Genomic DNA, 21,050 nt, shown 5'->3' with positions numbered 1-21,050 from the left:
ACTGCACTCCTTTAAATTTTAATCGTTATCGTGGGTCAGCCCGTGATAACGTGCGACGACCCGTTGTGTGGCCAAGCCGTCGTTATACGTGTTCCATCGCTGATTGAACTGGGTCAGGTCCGTCGGTTGGTCGGCCACGATGGCCGCTGCCAATTCTTGGCTATCCCGTAAGGCGCGACCGGGCAACCAGTTCAAAAAGTCCGCCTGCACGCCCGGTTCTTGTTGATAGGTCGGCAGGTCAAAGAGGTAGAACAATAAACTGTGGGCATTCGGTAACAAACTGTAATCGAAGGCCACCGACGAATAGTCCGTGACTAACGTTTCCGTTACCGTCAGCAATTCCGTGGTACTGAGATGTTGGGCGACCACCACTTGATCCCCCAACTGATGTTGCAACGTCGTGGCCTGAGTAGCCAAGACGGGATGGAGCTTGACCACCACGCGCGCGGTTGGATCGGCCGTTAACGCCGCCGCTAAGCCGCGCGGCGGCGTAAAGGTCACGCCCTCGCGGTAAGTCGGGGCATACAAGATCACCCGGTGCCCGGTCAATTCCGGAGCTAACCGGGCCACCCTGGCCCGCGTTTGCGCAAGCCAGTCCGGATCACGTAACCGGTCCGAACGGGGATACCCCAACATTTGCATGCGTTGGGGAGAGACCCGGTAGGCGTGGGCAAACACATCTCCCATCGCCGGAGCCCCCACCACGTACTCGTCGAAATGGTCATAAACGGCTTGAAACCGCCGTTGATCACTCATTGAGCGCTGAGCCGTCGTCGGATCATCCCAGCCAAAACTCTTGATGGCGCCGGCTGCGTGCCAGAGCTGGACGATCCGCATCCCCCGTGGGTGGGCTAACCCGCCCAAGAACGCGTAGTAGTTATCGCAATACAGGGTCTGCGCGCGCATGATCCGGGGAATCCCGGTTGCCACAAACCGAAGATTATCCTGAAACATAACCACGTGAATCCCCTGTTGCGCGAGCTGAGCGGCCGCAGCGGCTTGCTGTGGCCGATAAAATACGGTTAGTCGCTGGGAGCTCTTCATGGCTTGGGCCACGGCCCGAATGAAGGGCAGGTTATCCCCAAAGCTCATCAGATACACCACGTCGGTTAACCGCCGATGACCGCATAAATGCGATACCCAACGGACCAACCAGAGATAAATTTCTTTCACGTTCATCACCAATACGTCTTATTTTTACAGCTCACAACACCGAAAATTATACCACATTCCCCCCCAGAACCTAGAGAAATTTAGGAAGCTTTAAGAAACCCCGAAAAAACAGCGAGCCGTCGCCGGTCTCGCTGTCACTTTACCACTTCGGTTCGTAGAAGTGCCCCAGCACCTTGACGGTATCGGAAATGCTGACGAAGGCCTTGGGATCGGCCTCGTCCATGGCCACCTCTAGCGTATCCATTTCGTAGCGCGTAATCACGGTAAATAAAATCGTCTTTTCATCGTGATGGTACGCCCCTTCGGCACCGTGCACGATGGTGATTCCCCGGCGCATATGGTTTTGAATACTATCGATGACGGTCTTGGGCCGACTGGTGATCACCATCACCTGCATCCGCTGTTGCCGGGTAAAAGTCATGTCGATGACCTTGGCGTTCACGAAGAGGCCTAACGCGGAGTAAAACGCATACGGCCAACCGTAAACGAACCCGGCACTGATGACAATCAGACTATTGAAGGCCATGTTGATCGACCCCATGCTGCGACCGGTCTTGCGCCGCACCACGATGCCGATGATATCTAAGCCCCCGGTCGAAATGCTGTTCTTCAACGCAAATCCGGTACCGTATCCGTTGACCGCCCCCCCGAAAATCGCACAGATAATGGGATCAGTCGTCAGATGGACGGGCTGAATCACCCGAATCATTACCGAGGCAAACAGGACACAGATAAAGGTAAAAACGGTAAAGGATTTGCCAATTTGTTTCCAGGCCAACACGAACAAGGGCACGTTGATCAGAAACAGCCCCAGGGCCGTCGTCACTTGAAACGGCGCGTACCGTCCTGTCAACGTATTAATCAGCTGTGCCAACCCGGTGGCCCCAGACGAGTAAATATGTCCGGGCGTCCAGAAAAAGTTCACCGCAATTGACACCAGAATCCCGTAAAAAAAGGCGACGGAAAACTTGGCTGTATAGGTATGCCGTTTAAAAAGCTGCTGCACATCATCCATGATTTAAAATCTGACCTCACTTTTCATTGCTATAGCGCTCGCTTAGTATAGCATTTATCGGCCACAGCGACCACGGAATTCACCATCTTTTAGGTGGTTCTAATGATTAGTTTCCTTAGTCCAATGTTGCGCCACAAAAGCAGCCCGGCCGCCTGCTTCCTGCTCGGCCATCCGTCGTGGATTTTTCTTATAGAATTGCTGATGCCGTTCCTCAGCTGGGTAAAACGGTTGCACCGGTTGAATCTGCGTGACGATTGGCCGGTCAAACTGTTCTTTTTCCTGCAGCGCGCGCTTTGAGGCCTCGGCAATTTGGCGTTGGGCGGGCCCGTCGACGAAAATTACCGGTCGATAGTTGTCCCCACGGTCCTGAAATTGCCCACCTGCATCGGTAGGATCGGTCTGTTGCCAGTAAAGTTCGACCAGCTGCGCATAGGTCACCACCGCCGGATCAAACCAAATTTTCACGGCCTCGGTGTGTCCGGTGGTGTGCGCCTTAACCTGCTCATAGGTCGGATTGGGCACGGTCCCCCCAGTGTAACCCGATAAAACCTTCTGAATTCCCGGGTGCTCTTCAAACGGTTGCACCATGCACCAAAAACAGCCTCCGGCAAACGTTGCGGTTTCTATAGTCATTCAAATCCCCACTTTCTGGCGTCATTGCCGCCGTCTAGTAATTCTCATTTAATTTTAATTAAACGACTTTCGACCACAAACTTCAAGCCTGGACGCCAAAAAGGAACCGCTCGGTTAGGAACGATTCCTCCATGACAACGCTATTTCAGCAAACTGTCGTTATTTTTTGGCTGGGTCGTCGTCGAGTTCGGTGACCGCTAAGTCCAAGTCGTCCAATTGTTTTTGCGCAACGGTACTTGGCGCTTGGGTCATCGGTTCCGTGGCCTTCGAGTTCTTCGGGAAGGCAATCACGTCACGAATGTTGTCGCGCTTGGCCAGCAAGCGGGCAAACCGGTCGAGCCCGATAGCCAGACCACCGTGAGGCGGGAACCCGTAATCTAAGGCCTTCAACAGGAAGCCAAATTGCTTTTCGGCCCGTTCTGGCGTGAAGCCCAAGGCCTTAAGCATCTTCATTTGCAGCTCACGGGTGTGGATCCGGATGGAGCCGCCCCCGAGTTCCAACCCGTTTAAGATGATGTCGTAACTCTGCGCGTAGGCCTTGTGTGGGTCTTCGCCGTCGTTCAAGTAGTGCGCATCGCCTTCGGCTGGCATGGTGAACGGGTGATGGGCGGGAACCCAACGCTTCAAGTCCACGTCGTAATCGAACAGTGGCCAGTTAACAATCCACAAGAAGGCCCACTTGTTCTGATCAATCATGTCCTGTTCCTTGGCAATGGCTACCCGCAGGTAACCCAACGTCTGGGCCACCACGCGCTTGGAGTCGGCCGCAAACAGCAGCAGGTCGCCGGTCTTGGCGCCGGTGGCCTTGGTGATCTGGTCGAAGTAGTCGCCTTCCTTGAAGAACTTGGCGATCGGGCCGCTAAAGCCGTCGTCGGTAACCTTCATCCAGGCTAAGCCCTTGGCCCCAAACCGTTCGATGTACTTAGCGTACTTGTCAAGGTCCTTACGACTGTACAGGTCGGCCCCACCAGGTACGGCGATGGCCTTGACTTGCCCGCCGTTCGCCACGGCACCGGAGAAGACCTTGAAGTCGGTCTCCTTCATAATCGCCGACAAATCCTTTAATTCCATGCCGAACCGCACGTCTGGTTGGTCGGTCCCGAAACGGGCCATGGAGTCGTCCCAGTCCATGCGTGGAAATGGTAACGGCACGTCGACGTTTAAGGTATCCTTCATGACCTTAGCGATTAAGCCTTCGGTAATGTCTTGGATCTCTTCAGCCGTCAAGAAGGACGTTTCCAAGTCGATCTGGGTGAATTCTGGTTGCCGGTCGCCCCGCAAGTCTTCATCCCGGAAACAACGCGCGATTTGGTAGTACCGGTCGAAGCCGGCCCCCATCAGCAACTGCTTAAACAGTTGCGGCGACTGGGGTAACGCGTAGAAGTGGCCGTGGTAGATCCGTGAAGGGACCAGGTAATCGCGGGCCCCTTCTGGGGTGGACTTGGTCAGATCCGGCGTTTCGATATCCACGAACCCGTTGTTGTCGAAGTAGCTGTGCACGGATTGGACGATCCGGTTACGCAACATGATCCCGCGTTGCATTTCCGGCCGGCGTAAGTCGAGGTAACGGTACTGTAACCGCAGGTCGTCGGAAGCCGTGATACCATCTTTAATATCGAACGGTGGCGTCTTGGCCTTGTTCAACAGGTTGATGCCCGTGACCCGGACTTCGACCTTCCCAGTCCGCATGTCGGGGTTAATTTCCTTAGCAACCCGAGCAACGACTTTTCCTTGGATTTCAATGACGTATTCGCTGCGGAGTTGTTCCGCCACGGCTAAGGCATCTTGGCTGTATTCTTCACTAAAAACCAGTTGCACTAACCCTTCGCGGTCACGCAAATCAACGAAGATCAAGCCCCCGAGGTCCCGGCGCTTTTGCACCCAACCCTTTAACACAACGGTTTGGTCGAGATATTGTTCGTCGACTAAGCCGGCGTACGTGGTGCGTTTCAAATTCTTTTCCATCTAACCTATCCCCTCTTATTTTGTGGTGAACTTCTGCGCCACCACAGCTTGGAAATCCTGATAAATGTCAGCTAACGGCACACTGACCTCTTCACCCGTCGCCATGGCCTTGAGGTTGGCCGTTTGATTGGCCAGTTCCTGGTCCCCAATGGTCAACGTGTAGCGGGCGTCTAAGCGGTTAGCCGTCTTGAACTGGGCCTTCGGCTTACGCCCCAGGTAATCGCGATCGGCCGTTAAGCCGGCGCGTCGGATGGCCTGAACCAGCTTTAGCGTTTCGATCGAGGTGTCGTCCCCGATTCCCACGACGTAAACGTCTAACGGGTGATCGTTCGGCACGGGAACTTGTTCGGCCTGCATCAACAGGACCAACCGTTCTACGCCCATCCCGAAGCCCACACCGGGCATCTCGGGACCGCCGAGTTCTGCGACCAGGCCGTTGTAACGACCCCCGGCTAACACCGTGGTGTAGCCTTCGCCCAGTGCCGGTGAATCGGCCATAATCTCAAAGATCGTGTGGTTGTAGTAATCCAACCCCCGTACCATGGTGGCATCGACGTCGTAATCAATGCCTAAGGCGTCTAAGCTGGCCTTGACCTGGTTAAAGTGGGTCGTGGCGTCGGGCGTCAAGAAGTCTAAGATTGACGGTGCATCGGCCACGATTTCTTGGTCGTGGGCGTCTTTGCTATCTAAGACCCGCAGCGGGTTCTTGTGTAACCGCACCTTGGAATCGTCGCTTAATTCATCAAAGTGGGGTTCCAAAAAATCAATCAGCGCTTGCCGGTAAGCCGCCCGCGTCTCTTGGTCGCCCAACGTATTGAGGGCCAAACGCAGGTGCTTTAAGCCTAACTTACTGAGCAGGTTCATCCCCAGTGCAATGACTTCGACGTCTAATTCGGGGGCGTTGCTACCGAAGGCTTCCACCCCGATCTGGTGAAATTCCCGTTGCCGGCCGGATTGGGGCCGTTCGTACCGAAACATCGGACCCATGTAGTAGACCTTGTACGGCTTTTGCGTTTCCGGACCGTACAACTTGTTTTCGACGAAGGCCCGAACCACTCCGGCCGTGCCTTCTGGCCGCAAGGAAAGGTGCCGATCACCCTTATCCTTGAAATCGTACATTTCTTTGGTGACAATATCGGAAGTATCCCCAGATGTGCGGGAGAATACCTCGAAGTTTTCAAACATCGGCGTGCGGATCTCGTCGAACCGGTAACGGGCGAATAACTCCCGCGCCGTTTGTTCCACGAACTGCCAGGTTTCAGACGTACCTGGTAAGATGTCCGCCGTGCCTTTAGGTCGTTGGTAGCGCATAAACAGTCTTCCCTTCCTCTACCGCTGCAAAATAAAAAACGCCCCTGTCAATTGACAAGGGCGCAGGTATGCACGGTACCACCTTTTATTTTTCTCAGCAGGATAACGTTGCAAACGAATGACGATGAACGTCATTAGCCTCAAAAGTGTCTTCACCAATACCGAGTTAGCCGCTCCCAGCTACACGACCTCTCTAAAAACGGGTATTTAGTTACTGTTCTTTCTCATTGGCTTCTATATAATAGTCCTCTTTAGAATACTGAATCGCTTAACAAAAGTCAAGGACTCGCCCGGAAGTTCTCCGGGGCCACCCAACGTGGTATAATTGACCCAATTTGACACAAGGAGTAACGCCCATGCAGCTTAAACCCAAGAACTGGACCGGTCTGGTGGCTGGTCTCATTATCCTTCTGATTGCCGGGGGTCTGCTCTGGACCTTCACGCAACGCAACGCCGTTACCGCAACCGTTAGCAATCTGAACTTACGCCAAGGACCGGGGCTCAATTATACCGTGACCCATAAGGTGAAAAAGAACAGTCGCTTAACGATCTTAAACGAAAAGAACAACTGGTATCACGTCCGCGATAGTCAAAATCACTTTGGCTGGGTCGCCAGCTGGTTAGTGGACCATCCCGGCCACCTTAAAACCGTCACGAATTTAGCGGAGGCCACCATCGTTTTGGATCCGGGCCACGGTGGTAGCGATTCGGGGGCCCTTTCGATCGACCAGAAGCACGACGAAAAGACCTACACCCTTGAACTGGCCCAACGTGTCGCCAAGGCTTTACGCGCCAAGGGGGCTCACGTCATCATGACCCGCTCGACGGATGCCACGGTCAGTCTCGCCGACCGGCCGGCACTAGCCAACGATCATCAGGCCAACGCCTTCATCAGCTTTCATTTTGATTCCTCCCCCACGGATAATCTCGCCTCGGGAACCACCACCTACTACTATCACCGACGTTCCTCCTACGCGTTGGCTCAAGCCATCAACGGTGAAATGAATGACTTGCCGTTAATCAACCGGGGCATTCGTTTCGGGAATTTCGAGGTCATTCGCGATAATAGTCGGCCGGCCCTCCTCCTTGAAATGGGCTACATCAATACCAAGAAGGACTTTAACGACATCCACAGTGCCGTCTATCAACAAGCCGTGGCGAACCGCGTGGTCCGAGGCTTGACCCACTATTTTCAAACGCAACATTAAAGAAAGAAGTGTGATTTTGATGTTATCTGCAACTTGGCTGGCCCAGTTACCAGTCCCACAAGTCACGACTGCCACCCCCGTTTCCGGTGGCGATATTAATCAAGCCTATCGCTTAGAAACCAGCGAGGGGCCCTACTTTCTGCTAGTTCAACCGCACACGCCGGCCAGTTTCTACGCGCACGAGGTGGCCGGGTTAAAAGCCCTTGGCCAGGCTGCGAACGTTCCCGAAGTCTTCGGTACCGGGAGTATCGACGGTGACGCCTACCTGCTCCTAGAATTTCTCGCAACGGGGCATGGCAGTCAGTATGACCTGGGGCAAACCGTGGCGCGCGTCCACCACGTCACCGCACCACAGTTCGGTTTCGATCAGGATAATCTGGTGGCCAAGTTACCCAAAAACAATCACTGGCAAAGTGATTGGACCACCTTCTATCTCCAGCAACGCCTTGATCCGCTGGTACAACGCGCTCAACAGCACGGCCTGTGGAACGCTCAACGGGCAGCTGGGTACGCCCGCGTGCGTCAACACATTGTTGCCGAAAATCAAGGTCGTCAGATTACCCCCGCACTATTACACGGGGACTTATGGGCGAGCAACTACCTGTTCACTACCGACGGTACCCCCACGCTGATTGACCCGGATACCCTCTACGGGGACCGCGAGTTCGACCTAGCCATGACCACCATTTTTGGCGGCTTTACCCAAGACTTCTACAAGGGGTACAACGCGGCCTATCCCTTTCCTGCGGGTTACGCCCAACGCTTGCCCCATTACCAACTCTATTACCTGTTAGCCCACCTGAACCTCTTCGGTGAGACTTACGGCGGGGCTGTCGACAATCTGCTTGCCCAGGGGTAATGATGCCTAGAACCAACTTAAAACGCGTTAAACGGCCGTTCCTAACGAATAGGAACGGCCGTTTAACGCGTTTTTTTCATTAATTTTCACTGGTCAACCAGTCTTGGAGATCAGCTAACCGGGTGACCCGAACTTCCGGTTGACTCTCATCAACGATCAGGTGTTCCGGATCGAACAACGCACCCGCCATCCCCGCACGGTGGCCCGCCTGGACGTCCAAATTCCGGTCACCAATCATGATTGCGGTGTGCGGGTCCACCTGGTACTGCTGACACAGGGCGTTTAGGCTAGTGGGGTCCGGCTTACGCGGATAATCATCCGCGGCCGTGACGGCGCCGCTGAAGTAATCCCTTAGTCCCAACGCTGCTAACCGCTCCAGTGCCCGTTCATCGCGATGGGTGAGCAAGAAGTTTCGCCCTCCCGCACTGGTCACGGTGTTGAGCAATTCGGCAGCCCCGGCAAAGGCCACGGCCTGGGCCAACTTGGGTGCCGCCAACCGCTGATACCGCTCGTTTAGACTGTCACGGTTCAGCGTGTATTCGGCACTAAACTGTTGCAGGGCCGTTCCTAAACTGTGCTGCCGCATGGCCTTGTAGATGGCCGACTGATCGATCTCAAAATCATTGACCCCCAGCTGAGTTAAAGCCGTCGTGAAGGCCTCCACCATCCCCGGGTAAGTGTCGACCAACGTCCCGTCAAAATCCCAAAATAGTTGCTGATAACGCATCCCATTGTCCTCCTAAAAAAGAGCCGGGAAATTTCTCCCGACCCCTAAGCTTCCTGAATTAATCATCGGTATCAAACCAGATTGTGCATGGCCCGTCGTTAACCAGTGCGACCTGCATATCGGCGCCGAATTCCCCGGTCGCCACCGGGATTCCCGTCGCCGCTAGCTTCCGATTAAACTCCTCGTAAAGCGCCTGGGCGTGTGCCGGCTCACCGGCCGCAACGAAGCTCGGTCGGTTGCCCTTCTTGGTATTAGCGTACAGGGTGAACTGCGACACGGACAAGATGCTTCCGTTAACGTCGGTAATGCTCAGGTTCATTTTCCCTGCAGCATCGCTAAATACCCGCAGGTGGCTAATCTTATGAACCAGGTAGTCGACCTGCTCACTGGTGTCACTGTCCTCGGCCGCCACTAACAGGCAATAGCCCTGGTCAATGGCCCCCACAACTTTTTGATCAATCGTGACGCTGGCCTGCTGAACTCGTTGTAATAAAACACGCATAAGACTGAATTTCCTTTCTAGCGGAACGGCCGCTTAACCACGTAGACATCCGGAATATTCTTGATGTTATCCACGATTCGTTGTAATTCCCACCGGTTACGGATCCCCAGACTGACCGCAATGATGACCATTTTATTATGGTCCACCTTACCGTTGATCGACGTTAGATCCTTCGTGGAATTATTAATCATCCGTAAAACGTCGTTTAGTAATCCGTTACGGTTGTAACCTTGAACCTCAATGTCGGCGTGATAGTTCGTACCGTCGCCGTGCTCATCCCCCCAGCGAACCGGGACGATCCGTTCGCCACTTTCTTCAGCGTGGCGCACGTTGGGGCAGTCCACCCGGTGAACGGACACCCCACGACCCTTAGTGATATACCCGGTAATCTGATCACCAGGTACCGGTGCACAACAGTGACTCAGCCGCACGAGCAGGTTATCGACCCCCTCGATGACCACGCCATCCGGTTGCTTCTTACGGTCCTTCTTGTCGGTATCCGAATCGTTCTTGATGGATTGGTGTTCCTCCAGGATTTCGCGTTCCTCCTGCCGCCGGCGTTGATCTTCGGCCGCTTGGCGGACGTCGTCGGTTAAGCGATTGACCACCCCTTGTGGTTGGAGGTCGCCAAACCCGATGGCGGCTAACAAGTCATCGACGTGTTGATAATGCAACTTAGCGATCACCTTATCCACGTTTTCCTTGGTCATGATGGCTTTAGGATCGTAGCCGGCATCGCGAATCAAGCGCTCCACCATTTCTTGACCTTGGGTGATGTTTTGTTCCCGGTCACGGAGCCGGAAGAACTGCTTGATCTTGTTACGAGCTCGCCGGGTCGACACCAGCTTCAACCAGTCCCGACTGGGCCCCGCCGAACTACTCGACGTGCGAATATCGACGATATCACCGTTTTTAATCTCGTAGTTTAACGGCACGATTTTCCCGTTGATGGTGGCCCCGGTCGTGTGGTGGCCGACCTCCGTGTGGATGGCGTAGGCCATATCCAACGGTCCGGCCCCCTTAGGCAATTCGAGGACGTCGCCCTTGGGCGTAAACGCGTAAACGTGGTCGCCGAAAAGTTCTCCCTTGACGCTGTCCATGAAGTCGGCGGCGTCGTCGGTATCTTCTTGCAGTTCAATGATGTGCTTGAAGAGGTTCAGCTTTTCGCCGGTATTGGTGGCCTGAACCTTGTCCTTAACGCCTTCCTTATAAGCCCAGTGAGCCGCAACCCCGTATTCGGCAACGGCGTGCATTTCCTTAGTCCGAATCTGTACCTCGAGCGGCTTACCTTCAGGACCAATTACCGTGGTGTGTAAGGATTGGTACATGTTAGCCTTTGGCATGGCGATGTAGTCCTTGAACCGTCCGGGCATGGGTTTCCACTGCGAGTGAATGGCGCCTAAGACCGCGTAACAGTCCTTGATGGTATCCACAATAACCCGAATCGCTAACAGGTCATAGATTTGACTAAATTGCTTGTGTTGGTCCTTCATTTTCCGGTAGACCGAGTAGATGTGCTTCGGCCGGCCGTAGATTTCGGGGTGTAAATGCAAGTCCTTGATGGAACTTTGGATGACCTTGATGGCCGCCGCAATGTACTGCTCCCGTTGATCCCGCCGAGAATTCATTAAATGAACGATCCGGTAATACTGTTGCGGGTTCAAGTACCGTAGCGAAATATCTTCTAGTTCCCACTTAATGGTACTAATCCCTAACCGGTCGGCCAACGGTGCATAGATTTCCAACGTCTCATTGGCAATCCGCCGTTGCTTATCCGGCCGTAAGTGTTGTAAGGTCCGCATGTTGTGCAAGCGGTCGGCTAACTTCACAATCATGACCCGAATGTCTTTGGACATGGCTAATAAAAGCTTGCGGTGATTTTCCGCTAACTGTTCTTTATTGGATTTGTATTTAATCTTTCCTAACTTGGTGACCCCATCCACGATGAGCGCCACGTCGTCCCCAAACAGTTCCCGCACATCACTTAGCGTGACCCCCGTGTCTTCCACAATGTCGTGCAGAAAACCCGCCGAAACGGTTTCGGGGTCCATATTGAGGTCGGCCAAGATGCCCGCCACCTGAATGGGGTGCATGATATAGGGTTCGCCAGATTGCCGTGTTTGATCGCGGTGCGCCACCGTAGCGAAATGACAGGCTCTAACCACCATTTCAACGTGTTGCGCATTCATATATTTTCCGACTCTGGCAATTACTTCTTCAGCCGTCCAGACACGTTCTTTGGTCATATTGGACGCCACCACCCTTAATTTTTAGATTCTGATTGTACTGTTTGCGTTGTTGCCGTTAACCCGTAGGCCAGATAGGATACACACAGGTAGACTAAAGCAAAGTACCGCGTGTACGCGGGTAAGAAACCATAGGCTCCCAAAAGATACAGGGCCGGTAGGACGAGTAATAACCATCTCGGCCGTTTTTTTAACGCGACGAGTCGTCCCACGGCAATGGCAACCCCACCATTAATCACTAACAACAGGCCCCCAAACCGCATGACCGTACTAATCTTCAGCCAGGTGGCCAGTGCGGGTAACACGATGCCCATCATCAGTCCCGTGAGCCAGTACCGCCACCCCATCTTTTCAAGAAATACCATCCAACTTCCACCTTTACTCTCTTTATGATTGCAACCATTTTAGCATGTTTTCTCCGGGATTTCATCTGCACCGCGTGGGTTATAATTCCCAAAGTGTCGAAGCCGCCGCTAGGAAATACAACGGCGCCGTTTCGGTTCGTAAAATTCGGGGGCCTAACCCCACTAGCGTCGCCCCGGCTGCCTGCGCGGTTTGGACCTCGGCCGGACTAATACCGCCCTCGGGTCCGAAAACGGCTAACACCGTCTGTCCGGGGGTCATGGCCGCTAATTGAGTGGTCAACGCGCGATGTTCTCCCTGTTTGGCGGATTCTTCATAAGCCAGCAACACACCATCATTAGGCGTTTGCAGCACCGCTGCCAAATTCGGGAGGTAACTAACCGTGGGCCGTACCAACCGGTGCGACTGCTCGGCCGCCCCGTTGGCGACCTTGGTTAAGCGGGCCAGCTTTTTGGCAACCTTGTTGCCCTGCCACTTCGCCACCGACCAGTCACCCGCATAAAAGATGATCTGATCAACCCCCATTTCGGTCGCCTTCTGGGTAATCCATTCCGCTTTTTCTTGCTTCGGTAATCCGCAGGCAATCACCGTGTGGACCGGTAGCTCGACGGCCGGTGTCGCGACGGCCGTGAGTTGAACCGTAGCTTGGCGATCGGCTACGGCCACCAGTTGGCCGTGAAACAAGTGTGCCGTGTGGTCAACGAACTCCGCCGTTGCCCCCACCTGGGCCCGTAAGACCGTAACCCAGTGGTGCGTGACAGATTCTGGGAGAACAACCTGTTGACCATCTTGACAAGTCGCGTCTAAAAAATACCGTTGCATGGGTTTACTCATCCTCCGTCGGTTTGTGGGCAATTACACCGCGCCAATCTTTCATTTGAAGCACGTTATCGATGATGAAGCCCTGCTTTTCCTGAGCAGCAATTACCAAATCCAACTTATCGGCGATGATGCCGGACGTTAAGAAGTGACCACCGGGTTGCAGGTTTTCCCAGGCCTGGGGCACCAGTGGCACGATAATTTCCGCTAAGATGTTGGCCACCACCAGGTCCACCGGTTGGTGAATTCCATTGAGTAGATCGTTGGGTTCGGCTACCACGTCGGTTGCAACGGGGTTGAGGTCCAAGTTGGTCTTCGCCGAACGAACCGCCACGTCATCGAGATCAAAGGCCTTAATCTGATCAACCCCCAGGTACTTGGCCGCAATACTTAGGACCCCGGAGCCAGTACCGACGTCATACATGCTTTCGCCACCGCGGACCACCATTTCTAGCTCCGTTAACGACAGTACCGTAGTCGGGTGCGTCCCGGTACCAAAGGCCATCCCCGGATCCAACCGAATCACGTGTTCACCGGGCTGAACGGGCTGATAGGGCTCCCAGCTGGGGGTCACTGTCAGATAGCGGGTGACGCGAACCGGATGATAGTACTTCTGCCAAGCGGTCGCCCAGCTCTCGTCGGCGACCGCCTTAGAGGTCACCGTCCCCGGAGTTGGGTCCAACCCAAATTGTGCTAAACCGCTAACCCGTTGTTTAATGGTTGGTAAAATCTCGGGGATAAAAACGGTTTCTGGATAATAGGCGGTAATTTCGGCCCCACTGGTGCGGTGAGGGATTGTCTTGAGGTCGACAATTTCACCGTATTTGCCCGGTTCGAGATGTTCGTAATCGGCTGCGTCATCGATCTTGACCCCACTGGCTCCCGCCTCTTGTAAGATATTGCTGACGGCCTCCACCGCTTCGTTGGTGGTAATGACGCTCACTTCTGTCCATTGCATCGTGATAACTCCTCCTTAAACTGAAAAAGCCGGCGACAATGTGACGTTGTCGCCGGCTCACCATTAGCCCTTAAAATTGATGAAACCAACCTTAGACCTTTTCGGTATCGGTCGGGTGGTCAACCTGTTTTTGCTCCCGGCGGGCAAGATGCGTCTCTAAATAATCGAGCATATCCGCTTCATTTTGGAACACCCGGGGATGCTTTTGTTTGTGCAGCCGCAAATCAATCTCGTTAATTCGCTGACGCCCAGTCCACGTATGACCGTAACGAATGATTACCCGATTATTGAGCGAATGACGGCCGAATTTAAAGACGTAGACGCTCTCTGGCGCCATCAATGGCCGAATGTACGACTTTTCATAACGATAATTATGTTGCCGTAAATATTCCTTAGTTCGACTCAGCATGGTAATCACCTCCTAATGACAATCTACTCGGTTTGGTTAACGGTGAGTGCCGTTTCGGTTGTCTAACCGCTTTAAAATGTATCAATTCACTATAATAATAGATTTCACCCTAAAAAGCAAGCAAATTGTTCACAATCTGGCTACCTGATGAAAGCCAACTTTACCCGTTTTATCGGTTCGTGAAACCACTTTCATTATAGCATTATCATCCATTATTAGAAACCAATAATCCGCAAAAAAGGTCCGGAAAAACGGGTCTAACAACGCGGCTGGACCCGGTTTTCCGGAACCCTGTTTTAGTCAGTAGTTTGGTAGAAAGTGACGCCCGCGTAATCACCGCTGGGTAGGCCGTCACCCCTGCGCTTATTTCGTGGGTTCGTCATAAGCCTCCTGAGCTAGCTCATAAACATCGTCTAGGGCTAACGCGTCGGTCAGCTTCATATCCCGATAATCCACCTCGTGCTGCCGGATCCCCACAATCACCGCTAGCGGGATCTTCGCGGCATCCGCAATCTCTTGGTCGGTCAACGGACTGCCAAAAATGCACAGTAAGCGCGCCTCGAAGTCTAAAATATTATCCAAATCATCGTCAAGTAAGTCGGGATCAATGGGCCATTGGTCTAACGCCATCCATCATCGCTCCTGTCTAGTAAGGTTATCTTTACTATACGGGAAAGACGCGCATTCCCCTAGTCTTTTCGTACCCAATCGTTTAGTCATTTTAGCTTTAAATGGTCATTAATTGCCACCTTTCAATCGTCCAATCTCTGAACCCGAAGCACTATCTTCCTTGCGTTTAGGTTGCATTTTGACCTAAAATCGTTAAGAATTAAGTTATCAATAAGGGAGGTTTCACTTTATGCTGAAAGAATTTAAGGAATTTATTGCGCGGGGCAATGTGATGGACTTAGCCGTTGGGGTGATCGTCGGGGCTGCCTTCACCGCCATCGTGAACTCACTGGTCAAAAACTTAATTAATCCCCTGCTGGGTATCTTCGTCGGCAGCATTGACTTTTCTAACCTAGTCTTCACGGTAGGCGACGCTCATTTTCGCTACGGGGCCTTTATCAATTCTATTATCAACTTCTTGATTATCGCCTTTGTGGTTTTCTTGCTGGTCAAGTTTCTAAACCGCTTATTGCCCGCACCGAAGGACGATGCCGCGGCCGAACCTTCCGCCGAAGAAAAATACCTCAAAGAAATCGTTGATTTACTCAAGAAAGAGACTCACTGATTCCGACCAAGAGGGGACTAGACCGTTCGTGGTTAGCTATTTTACGTTAAAATGCTATACTATTGTAGAGCTTGAAACCTTTTAGGCTTTACCAGAACGCTACATAACCGTTAAAGAGGGAATTTAACTATGAAAGAAGAACAAGTGACCTTCACCAAAACAGATTGGCAGCGGGCCCAGACGGCCGTATTCAACGAATATGACCGGTTAATCAAGCAACTCCACCTTGCGGGGGTGGATGCCGCCATTGACCAAGCCCGCCGTATCGTCATTTACCAGGACCTCCTCGAAGAGTGGAAACACACGGTTCCCACCCTAATGACCGATCTGAGTGATAATCCCGTGGCCTTAGCGGTTTTTACCGATCTTGACACGGACGGACAAAGTCACATTTTGAGTCGCTGTGCGAAAAAGATGGAAGACTGGCCCGACTATATTCCATCCCCACTAACCATCTGGTTGGAATTAGAGGAAGACGCCAACCGCGAGGGCTAACCATACTGACTTCTAAACTCAACCTAACCTATGCGTCAGTCGGCGGACTGGCGTTTTTTTCTGCGTTGGGTTATGGCTTTCTGAGAAACCGATTACAACATATGATATGATAAATATAATGGATGGAACGGTGAACCACGAGATGTCTGGTGGGAAAGCCGCCACACCTTAATCTTATTTTGGAGGGGTTTTCAATGCCTACACGATTACGCCAGGCCACATTATTGGTGGTCTCCACACTAACTTTAACGGGAATGCTGGCCCCAGTGACCACTCCCCAACTGACCGCAGAGGCTAAGGCTACCAAAGTATTCATTGCCCCTAAACACGGAAAGAAGTACCACTATTCACGTAGTTGCCGGGGACTCAACCATTCGGTCAAAACCAAGCGAGTGACGTTAAAATGGGCTAAGCAGCACCATTACAAACTGTGTGGTTGGGAAAAATAGCAGCGCTAGTTAAGGAGTCGCTCTCAAACGTGTAAAGGGCCGTCGTTACGGTAAACGACGGCCTTTTACTATTTGGCAAGAATACCTAAGTGTTTGGTTGATTTTTCGCTATCGGACCAATAATCGATCAACCCACAAGCGCGCAGATGCCGCAAACAGTGGCTCAGCTCGCTAGAAGTGAGATTAAGCTTTTCGGCCATGTTCACCACGTATCCCGGATGGGCCGTCAGTTCCAGCAGTTCCCGCACGAGCCGAATTTCATTATAGTCCAGCTCACCGTATAGGCGTTTCAAGGTCGCCACAAACTCGCGAATATCGCCATCACGTCCTAATACGTACCCTAACATCGTGCTCCCCCCTAACTAAATCCCCCGTTACATTAGATTCATTATAATGAATTTAATTAAGGCAGACTATGGTTAGGTATTCAAACTGTCCGGAGGGTTTAGTCACTCAATTATCTGGGAAACTCTCCCACGTACATAACGGTTCTTCCGGCTACTCAGCGGAGTTAATAAAGGTAAAGTTTTTCCCCTTGCACATGTGGGGAATACCACACATACCAGTGTGAGAACCCCTAAAACTTATTTCGTTTATCTCTAATCATCTCAGCTAGTGCCCGTAAATCCTCAGCCGTTGCCATCTTAACAAAAGCCTTGGCTTTAGACTTATACCAAATGTATCTCTTCTCTTCCTTGTGGCTCTCAGCCCACTTAGCCGACGCCCTTAGCTGTGATTCACTTGTCTTTTTTGTGTCATAGGTGCCACCACCATATGAACACGATTACCCCCACAACCACAGCAAGGGACTTCCAGAACTCGCGGCGGGTTGTATAGCGCACCGTGATCTTCACGTGCTTAGAGTCTACCAGCTTCACTTCTATCGCTCCTATCTTTACGGATTTTATGATATAATAAAGTATCAGAAAAGGAAGGTTGTAGCTTCATGGTAGATAGCACTACCACTTTAAAACTATGTCAAGGCTCAGGATTATCAGTCTGACTTTAAAAGTCAGCGTGATGGTTCTGGGTCTTTTTAGTCTAAAGCGCTTCAAGGTTTTCACCTCTTGTCTGGTACAATTTCATTATATATATGTGTACCCATATAGTAGCAACCCTCAAAACCAAAAAAGGCCCGGCGTTGGCCGAACTCTTAAAAAAAAATACCTAATAAAATGTGTAAACCAATTAATGCGATAACAATTTCAATAATCCCTAGTAGCATCCGCTCACCCCCTTGCTTAAGATAGTGAGCCACTAGCCCTCCACGAAGTGAAAGCCCGCGACGCCTTCAGTGAAGTAGTATCGATCGCCTTCTCCACTCACAGCCATATAGTCATGGTGCTTAAAGAGATAGTAGCTCTCTAGCTTGCGGATAGCGGTAGCTATCTCTTTCATGGTATCACCTTCCACTTCAATAATCCCGACATTTTCCCAGTCTTTTACGTTTTTATACACGGTCATAATCAGAATCACCCCCACACATGTGGAGAATACACCAGCTAAAGGGACTAAGGCCTTTACCGCTAATGGAATCACCCCCACACATGTGGGGAATACTGCAGTTCCTGTAGGCATTTCAAGTTGGGTGTAGAATCACCCCCACACATGTGGGGAATACTAAAAAAGTTCTTGACAAATAGGTAATAGTTTAGAATCACCCCCACACATGTGGGGAATACCTGGATTACATAGAGGAGGAATTTTTTATGAAGGAATCACCCCCACACATGTGGGGAATACATAGTTCTCGATACATTACACCTGATTGTTGTAGAATCACCCCCACACATGTGGGGAATACCCAGACTTTCTGACCAGCTTCACGTAGTCCTTGGAATCACCCCCACACATGTGGGGAATACCTTGATGTTGAAAATGGACAAGATGCAATTGGAGAATCACCCCCACACATGTGGGGAATACAAGTAGGAGGAAGTTATGGAAAAAAGCGAATCAAGAATCACCCCCACACATGTGGGGAATACTAGAAGACGATGGACATATTTCACGAGACGTTAGAATCACCCCCACACATGTGGGGAATACCCCACCTATCTGGTGCTAACAACTTTGATACCGGAATCACCCCCACACATGTGGGGAATACTTAGCCCGTTTGAAATCGTCTAGTCCGTTGACGGAATCACCCCCACACATGTGGGGAATACTGACATCTATGGACGGGCGTACTTGTATGCTTAGAATCACCCCCACACATGTGGGGAATACTTGGTGTGGAATCGAACCACACACGTATTCAAAGAATCACCCCCACACATGTGGGGAATACTACGGCACTATCGACGATCAGCTGGCTAAAGAGGAATCACCCCCACACATGTGGGGAATACGAATCAGGTAGCCTAACCCATAGAAAAATGAAAGAATCACCCCCACACATGTGGGGAATACGTACCAATACATCAACCTCAATCATCGAACGTGGAATCACCCCCACACATGTGGGGAATACGAAATCACGGACCGTAACGGTGACCAATCGGTAGAATCACCCCCACACATGTGGGGAATACCAACTGTCTTGGCATAAGGCTGTAATGCTTCTGGAATCACCCCCACACATGTGGGGAATACCAGCCTTGGGACTGAGATAACCCGTACCTTCTGGAATCACCCCCACACATGTGGGGAATACTCGCTGATACTGTATAGACGATCAATCTCATCAGAATCACCCCCACACATGTGGGGAATACCGGCTGAAAGATGTCCCCAATTTTGGGGAGATGGAATCACCCCCACACATGTGGGGAATACTTTACTGCTCCGGTAACCCTTCGTTGAAGAATAGAATCACCCCCACACATGTGGGGAATACACGACACGATTGCTGCAGCTAATGGGACAGTAGGAATCACCCCCACACATGTGGGGAATACGTTTAGATAAATTAACGGAGGCTGATGTAAGTGGAATCACCCCCACACATGTGGGGAATACAGTCTATTTGTGAAATTGCAATCTGAAAATGTGGAATCACCCCCACACATGTGGGGAATACGACGCAAAACTCGATTAACCATAGCACCAGACGGAATCACCCCCACACATGTGGGGAATACCAACATCTTTTAAATCACCAGTCTATAATGTTAGAATCACCCCCACACATGTGGGGAATACTCGATACAAGTCTAGGTATCTTTGCCTGTCTTGGAATCACCCCCACACATGTGGGGAATACGTGCTTCCCGAAACCGCTGTCTAGCCTGAATTAGAATCACCCCCACACATGTGGGGAATACGAGAAGCTAACATCATTGATCATCTAGACGACGGAATCACCCCCACACATGTGGGGAATACGACTTGACCGGATTGGGCAATAAGATGCAATCGGAATCACCCCCACACATGTGGGGAATACAAGGCGTGCTATTTTTTCCGAGAAGATAATCAGGAATCACCCCCACACATGTGGGGAATACTCTGTTTTGGGATAGCCCATGCGATGAACTTCGGAATCACCCCCACACATGTGGGGAATACTAGAGCCAACCGTGAAGTCATAGGCCGTTTGCAGAATCACCCCCACACATGTGGGGAATACCAGAGATGGCCCACGTTGCCGAAGAAGCCAATGGAATCACCCCCACACATGTGGGGAATACTACGATCGGGGAACACTTATATATTGATTACGAGAATCACCCCCACACATGTGGGGAATACGACTAATTGGCTAATTAGCTGATTAGATGCTAGGAATCACCCCCACACATGTGGGGAATACGAATAGCGAGGATTTAACTTATCCAAGTGATTAGAATCACCCCCACACATGTGGGGAATACAAGAATTTATGACCGCCCATGACCCTTATGCAAGAATCACCCCCACACATGTGGGGAATACTTTAACTCCCAAGTCATATCTTTAATTTTTTTGGAATCACCCCCACACATGTGGGGAATACGACCAACCGGCCGCCCCCTTTTTAGTACACTCGGAATCACCCCCACACATGTGGGGAATACCATTTAAAAAGAATTTTAAAAAAGGGTTGCTTAGAATCACCCCCACACATGTGGGGAATACCTGTTGCCGCTCTAACCAACGTTTCTTTGCATGGAATCACCCCCACACATGTGGGGAATACCTCCACCGGATCAGCATAGAGGCCGCCATTCAGGAATCACCCCCACACATGTGGGGAATACCCAATTTCTAACGCAAGTGTATTTTTACTCATAGAATCACCCCCACACATGTGGGGAATACAGCGGCTCAAGAAGTGGGGAGCAAAAGGTATTAGAATCACCCCCACACATGTGGGGAATACGAAATGCCGGTGATTTAATAGGGGGCTATCTGAGAATCACCCCCACACATGTGGGGAATACCGCCAATTGATAAGACAACCGGCAATCCGTATAGAATCACCCCCACACATGTGGGGAATACTATTCAACCCCCAATACTTGAGTAATAGCTTCAGAATCACCCCCACACATGTGGGGAATACCTATCTAAGAAGCTCGTCAACCCCTTTTTAGTAGAATCACCCCCACACATGTGGGGAATACAAAGTCGGCAATTGGGTATTACGGAAATGGGTAGAATCACCCCCACACATGTGGGGAATACCATATTTATCACTAACCCTTTCCTTATCTATGGGAATCACCCCCACACATGTGGGGAATACGCAAGAACTCTT

Annotated in this window: 20 protein-coding genes and 1 CRISPR repeat array (1 of these 21 cut by a window edge); of the genes, 5 read left to right on the top strand and 15 right to left on the bottom strand. The window is 51.6% G+C overall.

Annotated features, from left to right (window positions below):
* Window positions 1-18: 18 nt before the first annotated feature.
* The 5 genes from RI501_RS06775 to hisS form a co-directional block, all read right to left on the bottom strand.
* Entirely contained in the window at window positions 19-1,179 is a 1,161-nt protein-coding gene (locus RI501_RS06775; RefSeq protein ID WP_396442513.1) for a CDP-glycerol glycerophosphotransferase family protein, read from the bottom strand.
* A gap of 133 nt (window positions 1,180-1,312) precedes the next feature.
* The gene (locus RI501_RS06770) at window positions 1,313-2,188 is read right to left on the bottom strand and encodes a YitT family protein (RefSeq protein ID WP_313821097.1); all 876 of its coding nucleotides are present in this window, start codon (window positions 2,186-2,188) and stop codon (window positions 1,313-1,315) included.
* A gap of 99 nt (window positions 2,189-2,287) precedes the next feature.
* The gene (gene msrA / locus RI501_RS06765) at window positions 2,288-2,821 is read right to left on the bottom strand and encodes a peptide-methionine (S)-S-oxide reductase MsrA (RefSeq protein ID WP_313821095.1); all 534 of its coding nucleotides are present in this window, start codon (window positions 2,819-2,821) and stop codon (window positions 2,288-2,290) included.
* 159 nt (window positions 2,822-2,980) lie between these two features.
* Entirely contained in the window at window positions 2,981-4,774 is a 1,794-nt protein-coding gene (gene aspS / locus RI501_RS06760) for an aspartate--tRNA ligase (protein ID WP_313823165.1), read from the bottom strand.
* A 27-nt stretch (window positions 4,775-4,801) separates the two neighbouring features.
* The gene (hisS, locus tag RI501_RS06755) at window positions 4,802-6,097 is read right to left on the bottom strand and encodes a histidine--tRNA ligase (protein ID WP_313821093.1); all 1,296 of its coding nucleotides are present in this window, start codon (window positions 6,095-6,097) and stop codon (window positions 4,802-4,804) included.
* A gap of 356 nt (window positions 6,098-6,453) precedes the next feature.
* Between hisS and RI501_RS06750 the strand changes: the two genes are divergently transcribed.
* The gene (locus RI501_RS06750) at window positions 6,454-7,305 is read left to right on the top strand and encodes an N-acetylmuramoyl-L-alanine amidase (RefSeq protein WP_313821091.1); all 852 of its coding nucleotides are present in this window, start codon (window positions 6,454-6,456) and stop codon (window positions 7,303-7,305) included.
* A 19-nt stretch (window positions 7,306-7,324) separates the two neighbouring features.
* A complete protein-coding gene (locus RI501_RS06745) occupies window positions 7,325-8,164 on the top strand; it encodes a fructosamine kinase family protein (RefSeq protein WP_396442512.1) in 840 nt (279 codons plus the stop codon).
* Between the two features lie 79 nt (window positions 8,165-8,243).
* On the opposite strand, the gene RI501_RS06740 is transcribed toward RI501_RS06745, so the two are convergent.
* From RI501_RS06740 to RI501_RS06705, 8 genes are all read right to left on the bottom strand, one after another.
* Window positions 8,244-8,891: an HAD-IA family hydrolase gene (locus RI501_RS06740; protein WP_313821087.1), complete on the bottom strand. Its 648-nt coding sequence runs from the start codon at window positions 8,889-8,891 to the stop codon at window positions 8,244-8,246.
* 58 nt (window positions 8,892-8,949) lie between these two features.
* The gene (gene dtd / locus RI501_RS06735) at window positions 8,950-9,393 is read right to left on the bottom strand and encodes a D-aminoacyl-tRNA deacylase (RefSeq protein ID WP_313821085.1); all 444 of its coding nucleotides are present in this window, start codon (window positions 9,391-9,393) and stop codon (window positions 8,950-8,952) included.
* A gap of 17 nt (window positions 9,394-9,410) precedes the next feature.
* On the bottom strand, window positions 9,411-11,639 hold the full coding sequence (locus RI501_RS06730; RefSeq protein ID WP_313821084.1) for a RelA/SpoT family protein: 2,229 nt from the start codon (window positions 11,637-11,639) through the stop codon (window positions 9,411-9,413).
* A gap of 17 nt (window positions 11,640-11,656) precedes the next feature.
* Window positions 11,657-12,004, bottom strand: a complete 348-nt coding sequence (locus RI501_RS06725; protein WP_313821082.1) for a hypothetical protein — start codon at window positions 12,002-12,004, stop codon at window positions 11,657-11,659.
* A gap of 79 nt (window positions 12,005-12,083) precedes the next feature.
* Window positions 12,084-12,824, bottom strand: coding sequence for an RsmE family RNA methyltransferase (locus RI501_RS06720; RefSeq protein WP_313821080.1), 741 nt, complete (start codon window positions 12,822-12,824; stop codon window positions 12,084-12,086).
* Between the two features lie 4 nt (window positions 12,825-12,828).
* Window positions 12,829-13,779: a 50S ribosomal protein L11 methyltransferase gene (prmA, locus tag RI501_RS06715; RefSeq protein WP_313821078.1), complete on the bottom strand. Its 951-nt coding sequence runs from the start codon at window positions 13,777-13,779 to the stop codon at window positions 12,829-12,831.
* A gap of 91 nt (window positions 13,780-13,870) precedes the next feature.
* A complete protein-coding gene (locus RI501_RS06710) occupies window positions 13,871-14,188 on the bottom strand; it encodes a hypothetical protein (protein ID WP_313821076.1) in 318 nt (105 codons plus the stop codon).
* 363 nt (window positions 14,189-14,551) lie between these two features.
* Window positions 14,552-14,818 carry a hypothetical protein gene (locus RI501_RS06705; protein ID WP_313821074.1) on the bottom strand — a complete coding sequence of 89 codons (267 nt, stop codon included), beginning with the start codon at window positions 14,816-14,818 and terminating at the stop codon, window positions 14,552-14,554.
* 229 nt (window positions 14,819-15,047) lie between these two features.
* Between RI501_RS06705 and mscL the strand changes: the two genes are divergently transcribed.
* The 3 genes from mscL to RI501_RS06690 all read left to right on the top strand — a co-directional run bounded on the left by mscL (window position 15,048) and on the right by RI501_RS06690 (window position 16,366).
* Complete coding sequence (gene mscL / locus RI501_RS06700; RefSeq protein ID WP_313821070.1) at window positions 15,048-15,422, top strand: large-conductance mechanosensitive channel protein MscL; 375 nt, start codon at window positions 15,048-15,050, stop codon at window positions 15,420-15,422.
* A gap of 129 nt (window positions 15,423-15,551) precedes the next feature.
* Window positions 15,552-15,917 (top strand): hypothetical protein, encoded by a 366-nt coding sequence (locus RI501_RS06695; protein ID WP_313821068.1) that lies wholly within the window; start codon window positions 15,552-15,554, stop codon window positions 15,915-15,917.
* 194 nt (window positions 15,918-16,111) lie between these two features.
* On the top strand, window positions 16,112-16,366 hold the full coding sequence (locus tag RI501_RS06690; protein WP_313821066.1) for a hypothetical protein: 255 nt from the start codon (window positions 16,112-16,114) through the stop codon (window positions 16,364-16,366).
* Between the two features lie 68 nt (window positions 16,367-16,434).
* On the opposite strand, the gene RI501_RS06685 is transcribed toward RI501_RS06690, so the two are convergent.
* The gene (locus tag RI501_RS06685) at window positions 16,435-16,713 is read right to left on the bottom strand and encodes a hypothetical protein (RefSeq protein ID WP_313821064.1); all 279 of its coding nucleotides are present in this window, start codon (window positions 16,711-16,713) and stop codon (window positions 16,435-16,437) included.
* Between the two features lie 910 nt (window positions 16,714-17,623).
* On the bottom strand, window positions 17,624-17,830 hold the full coding sequence (locus tag RI501_RS06680; RefSeq protein ID WP_313821062.1) for a hypothetical protein: 207 nt from the start codon (window positions 17,828-17,830) through the stop codon (window positions 17,624-17,626).
* Between the two features lie 5 nt (window positions 17,831-17,835).
* Window positions 17,836-21,050: direct repeats of the CRISPR family, unit length 28 nt; unit sequence GAATCACCCCCACACATGTGGGGAATAC (it continues 171 nt past the right edge of the window).

The organism is Levilactobacillus zymae (assembly GCF_032190635.1).
In the GTDB taxonomy this organism is placed as follows: domain Bacteria; phylum Bacillota; class Bacilli; order Lactobacillales; family Lactobacillaceae; genus Levilactobacillus; species Levilactobacillus zymae_A.
The sequence above is the reverse complement of the archived record's forward strand: the minus strand, read 5'-3'. Positions and strand labels throughout refer to the sequence as shown.

Coding starts and splice junctions, on each gene's coding strand:
- RI501_RS06775 (WP_396442513.1), bottom strand. CDS start 1,179: ATGAACGTGAAAGAAATTTATCTCTGGTTGGTCCGTTGGGTATCGCAT.
- RI501_RS06770 (WP_313821097.1), bottom strand. CDS start 2,188: ATGGATGATGTGCAGCAGCTTTTTAAACGGCATACCTATACAGCCAAG.
- msrA (WP_313821095.1), bottom strand. CDS start 2,821: ATGACTATAGAAACCGCAACGTTTGCCGGAGGCTGTTTTTGGTGCATG.
- hisS (WP_313821093.1), bottom strand. CDS start 6,097: ATGCGCTACCAACGACCTAAAGGCACGGCGGACATCTTACCAGGTACG.
- RI501_RS06750 (WP_313821091.1), top strand. CDS start 6,454: ATGCAGCTTAAACCCAAGAACTGGACCGGTCTGGTGGCTGGTCTCATT.
- RI501_RS06745 (WP_396442512.1), top strand. CDS start 7,325: ATGTTATCTGCAACTTGGCTGGCCCAGTTACCAGTCCCACAAGTCACG.
- RI501_RS06740 (WP_313821087.1), bottom strand. CDS start 8,891: ATGCGTTATCAGCAACTATTTTGGGATTTTGACGGGACGTTGGTCGAC.
- dtd (WP_313821085.1), bottom strand. CDS start 9,393: ATGCGTGTTTTATTACAACGAGTTCAGCAGGCCAGCGTCACGATTGAT.
- RI501_RS06730 (WP_313821084.1), bottom strand. CDS start 11,639: ATGACCAAAGAACGTGTCTGGACGGCTGAAGAAGTAATTGCCAGAGTC.
- RI501_RS06725 (WP_313821082.1), bottom strand. CDS start 12,004: ATGGTATTTCTTGAAAAGATGGGGTGGCGGTACTGGCTCACGGGACTG.
- RI501_RS06720 (WP_313821080.1), bottom strand. CDS start 12,824: ATGCAACGGTATTTTTTAGACGCGACTTGTCAAGATGGTCAACAGGTT.
- prmA (WP_313821078.1), bottom strand. CDS start 13,779: ATGCAATGGACAGAAGTGAGCGTCATTACCACCAACGAAGCGGTGGAG.
- RI501_RS06710 (WP_313821076.1), bottom strand. CDS start 14,188: ATGCTGAGTCGAACTAAGGAATATTTACGGCAACATAATTATCGTTAT.
- RI501_RS06705 (WP_313821074.1), bottom strand. CDS start 14,818: ATGGCGTTAGACCAATGGCCCATTGATCCCGACTTACTTGACGATGAT.
- mscL (WP_313821070.1), top strand. CDS start 15,048: ATGCTGAAAGAATTTAAGGAATTTATTGCGCGGGGCAATGTGATGGAC.
- RI501_RS06695 (WP_313821068.1), top strand. CDS start 15,552: ATGAAAGAAGAACAAGTGACCTTCACCAAAACAGATTGGCAGCGGGCC.
- RI501_RS06690 (WP_313821066.1), top strand. CDS start 16,112: ATGCCTACACGATTACGCCAGGCCACATTATTGGTGGTCTCCACACTA.
- RI501_RS06685 (WP_313821064.1), bottom strand. CDS start 16,713: ATGTTAGGGTACGTATTAGGACGTGATGGCGATATTCGCGAGTTTGTG.
- RI501_RS06680 (WP_313821062.1), bottom strand. CDS start 17,830: ATGACCGTGTATAAAAACGTAAAAGACTGGGAAAATGTCGGGATTATT.